Origin of the sequence: Prevotella sp. oral taxon 317 str. F0108 (assembly GCF_000162415.1) — a bacterium.
GTDB classification, from domain to species: domain Bacteria; phylum Bacteroidota; class Bacteroidia; order Bacteroidales; family Bacteroidaceae; genus Prevotella; species Prevotella conceptionensis.
In genome coordinates this window covers 3,793-6,334 of sequence record NZ_GG740080.1, presented here as the reverse complement: position 1 = coordinate 6,334, position 2,542 = coordinate 3,793, and the positions used below count along the sequence as shown (strand labels likewise).

General features: G+C 43.8%; 1 protein-coding gene and 1 pseudogene. Both read left to right on the top strand.

Annotated elements, in window-relative coordinates:
• Window positions 1-1,971: pseudogene (locus HMPREF0670_RS14560) on the top strand (RHS repeat-associated core domain-containing protein); the annotation flags it as partial.
• Window positions 1,968-2,542 (top strand): hypothetical protein (locus tag HMPREF0670_RS17260; protein ID WP_052296889.1); only part of this gene is annotated, 575 nt, incomplete at its 3' end. The pseudogene HMPREF0670_RS14560 and the gene HMPREF0670_RS17260, both read left to right, overlap by 4 nt.

The window sequence follows — 2,542 nt, the reverse complement described above, 5'->3', positions numbered from 1 at the left end:
ACAGGCCAATAGTAATAGCAACAATAGCAATAACAACAAAGCGAAACTCGGCGGTGCTTTCAACCACACTTATGTCTACGACGACCTAAGCCGCCTGATAAAGGCCAACGGTGAGGCGAAGGGTGCGAAGTATGAGATGACGATGACCTTCGGCCGCATGAGCGAACCACTCACCAAGGTGCAGGAGGTGGAATCCACAAAGACGGCGCAGTCTTACGACTTTACGTATAAGTACGAGACAGCAACCACCCCACCGCTCCCACGCAGATAGGGCATGAGCATTACACTTACGATGCCAACGGTAATCCCACGCTGGTGGAGAACGACAGCCTGAACACGGAGCGGCGAATGTATTGGGACGAGGACAACCGCCTGATGGTATTATCGGATAATGGCAAAACCAGCCGATACACCTACAATGCCGCCGGCGAGCGCATCGTCAAGAGCCACGGCGACCTCGAAGGCGTGTATGTAAATGGTGCGCCGCAGGGAATCACGTTCCACGAAACGGAGGATTACGCCATTTATCCTGCCCCAATTATCACCGTAACGAAGAACCGCTTTACCAAGCATTACTTCATCGGCGACAAACGCGTAGCAAGCAAACTGGGAACAGGCAAGTTCAGCAATGTCTACGGCATCAGCAGCAACAACGTTACGGCAGGGCAGAAAGACTATGCCGCCCGCATGATGCAGATAGAGAAACAGCGCGAGGACTACTACCGCAAGCTTGGCACGCCACCGGGTGTGCCCACGATGAAGGGTGCAACGGCCGATCCCGACAACACGGGTTATGGCTACAACACCATCATCGGGGAACTGGGCGACCACTCTGTACCTGAAGGTTGGGTGCAACGTCCGAAGTTCAACAAGAAAGGAGATGTTCCCGGCCCGCCCATCCAATGGAACAAGCCCGAGGACCCAGACAATGCTCAGCCAGGGTATGGCTATGTCCCCACAGACACCACCAACACCGAGGAAATCTTCTTCTATCATAGTGACCACCTCGGCAGCACCTCTTACATCACCGACGCCAAGGCCAACATCACCCAGTTCGATGCCTACTTGCCCTATGGAGAACTGCTCGTGGACGAACATTCTTCGTCCGAGGAAATGCCGTATAAGTTCAATGGCAAGGAGTTTGACGGGGAAACGGGGCTGTACTATTATGGAGCGAGGTATATGAACCCGAGGACAAGCCTGTGGTATGGGGTGGATCCGCTGGCGGAGAAGTATCCTGAGATAGGAGGATATATCAATTGTCATTGTAATCCAATAATGAGAGTGGATATTGATGGTATGGACGATTACGCGTTAAACTCTGAGGGGAAAATGTATTTTTGGAGAAAAACGGATGCGAGAACGACACATCGTGTCTTTTCAGGAAAGAAAAGTATTACAGTGAATAAAACGTTGGTTAATCAACTAGTAAGTAATGCAACCCTTAATGGGACATCTGCAACAATCTCAGATTCGGAAGATGCCTTCAAATTCTTCAAGTTTGCAGCAGATAATACAAAAGTAGAATGGCACTTAGTAGGTGTCAAGGATAAGAGAAATGTTAATTTTATTATCAGAACAGACTTTAGTACAGGGGGTGTAGGCGTTGATGAAGAATATTATGCGAATATGATATTCCATTTACACAATCATCCTTGGGGAAGCAATGATTTTAAGAAAGGTACAAGAGCTTCTGGAGACTACAAGGCTTATAAGCGTGTGGCATCGGGGGAGCGTGTTGCCAACTATTACACGGAGGGGGATGTTTGGACATTAAACAACATCTATATAGGGTATAATCAAGCTCATCCTAATACCGCATTGAATAAATACCCTAAAGCATACATATTTTATTCTGGCGATAAAAGACAAAGAAGCCAATTGTATCAATTTGATTTAAATTCTCCTAGGTTCAATCCTATATATAACCCAACCTACAAAGAGATAAAAAAATATATATATAAAAAATGAAAATGCCCCAAATCGCCATATTGCTAGTTTTATTATTAATGTTAAACTGCACTTCTACAAAATGGCCGTTCAATCAATCTTTAAAAAACGTCATTGATAAGTTCATACAAATGTATCCAAACGGAGACGTCATACAAGTACAAAGTTCAAAGATTGGAACACATGAACTCTTGATTATAACAAATCGTAAATCATACGATCCTGACATGATTGATGGTTATTGTATCTATAAGTCAAGATTAATTACATACTACCAAACAGACAGTACAAACCGCGATTCTATTGTCCGTATCGATAGGTTATTGAAATATGAAGGTAAGATCAACGGCTATAAGAACGCATACTCTACAAATGTAAGTTTTGAACCAAAGCAAGAGATATATAAGATTTTCAATAAAGACAGTATCGTTCAAATCAAGGACATTTCCAAATTGAAGTTTAGTGACATGCCCCAATCGGAGAACGTAATTGCAAACAAAGAGTTAAATGAGATTATTAACTCATATATTTATCAACTGGCTAGTGTTTTATACGAGCTTAAATTTATTAGAAAAGGAAATCATAGTTTTGT